The organism is Halorubrum sp. SD626R (genome assembly GCF_001261915.1).
GTDB lineage: Archaea > Halobacteriota > Halobacteria > Halobacteriales > Haloferacaceae > Halorubrum.
This window is the reverse complement of sequence record NZ_CVRT01000041.1, coordinates 1-1,377: the sequence shown is the minus strand read 5'-3', so window position 1 is coordinate 1,377 and position 1,377 is coordinate 1. Positions and strand designations below refer to the sequence as shown.

The 1,377-nt window shown below is 63.8% G+C and carries 2 protein-coding genes and 1 pseudogene; 2 read left to right on the top strand and 1 reads right to left on the bottom strand.

Annotated features, from left to right (window positions below):
* A partial coding sequence (locus SD626R_RS03550; protein WP_141651418.1) for an AAA family ATPase occupies nt 1-689 on the bottom strand: 689 nt, incomplete at its 3' end.
* Between the two features lie 138 nt (nt 690-827).
* Between SD626R_RS03550 and SD626R_RS03545 the strand changes: the two genes are divergently transcribed.
* Together SD626R_RS03545 and SD626R_RS03540 are read left to right on the top strand one after the other, a co-directional pair.
* Nucleotides 828-1,091, top strand: coding sequence for a MarR family transcriptional regulator (locus SD626R_RS03545; RefSeq protein ID WP_092563577.1), 264 nt, complete (start codon nt 828-830; stop codon nt 1,089-1,091).
* Between the two features lie 60 nt (nt 1,092-1,151).
* Nucleotides 1,152-1,377 (top strand): annotated as a pseudogene (locus SD626R_RS03540) (hypothetical protein); the annotation flags it as partial.

Sequence of the window (1,377 nt, the reverse complement as noted above, 5' to 3'; positions counted from 1 at the left end):
ACGAGCTTCGCGCCCTCGCCGATGAACTTGTGGACGAGCTCGGAGCCGGCCATCTTGATGAACGTCGCGTCCGTCTCGTTGGCGACGGCCTTCGCGAGCATCGTCTTCCCGGTCCCCGGCGGGCCGTACAGCAGGACGCCGCTCGGGGGCTGGATCCCCACGTCCTCGAACATGTCCGGGTGTTCGAGGGGCATCTCGACGGTCTCGCGCACCTCCTGCATCTGGTCTTCGAGCCCGCCGATGTCGGCGTAGGTGACGTCGGGTGAGTGCTCAACCTGCATCACGCGAGCGCGCACGTCGGTCTCCTTCTCCAGCTTCTTGACGACGGACAGCGAGTTGTTGACCGCGACCCGGTCGTCCGGGTCGAGCTTCTCGCGCATCTCCTCCGTGATCTCCGTCAGCGCCTCCTGGTTGTTGCCGTGCTGCTTGATCACGGCGCCGTCGGGCGTGATCTCTTGAACCGTCGCCACGAACAGCGGGGACTGCTTCAGCTTCTTGTTCTCGTGGGTGAGCCGTTCGAGCTTCTGCTGGTACTTGTTGTTCTCGGCGTTCGCGTCGAGGAGCTTGTCGCGCATCTCCTCGTTTTGCGACTCTAGGACGTCGAGCTCCTCTTGGAGCGACTCGATCTTCTCCTGTCTCGACGCCGACCCCTCGTAGGGCATCTCGACGTCGTCGACGGTGTCTGTCATTGGACGTAATAAAGCGTCTCGCGCGTAAGAGGTTTCGGGTGGGGGACGATCTGTCGGGAGGCGCTTTAAAATATTCTTAACAGTAATTAAAATGGATAGCAAATATTATTATACGGCATTCACAATAGAGCGGTATACATGAGCACCACCGATGCCGTCGTCGCCGAGGAGAGCAGTACAGACCGCTGGAGCGACGTGCGAGACCTTCCGCCGAGCGCGAAGCTCGTCGCGAAGGTGCTCGATTACAACGACACCCTGACCCAGAGCGAACTCGCCGAGGAGACGCTGCTTCCGGCGCGGACGGTCAGGTACGCCCTCTCGCGGCTGGAAGACGAGGGCGTCGTGGACGCGCGGTTCTCGTTCACCGACGCGCGAAAGCGCCTGTATACGCTCGCGGTGTGAGCCGCGCTCTTCGTGTACGCACACCCGAGCGTTGACAAGCGATAGCGACGCAGAGCGCCCGTGGTCTCCACTACCGCGGTCAAACGCGCGCTCGCCGCGCTCGAGACACGGACCGACACCGCGACGTCTCCCGCCGTCGCCGTGATAGACGAGGCGGACGCCGCGCGCACTGATCTCAGACGGGCCGCCGGATTCGTCCGCGCCGTCGGACTCGATCGCCTGCGCGAGGCGATCGCGACCGCCGAACGCGAGGGCGACGACGCGGCGGCAGAGCGAGGTCGCGAGG

What these genes read in the sequence shown, in the direction of transcription:
- SD626R_RS03545 (WP_092563577.1), top strand. Translation starts at nt 828, where the DNA reads ATGAGCACCACCGATGCCGTCGTCGCCGAGGAGAGCAGTACAGACCGC.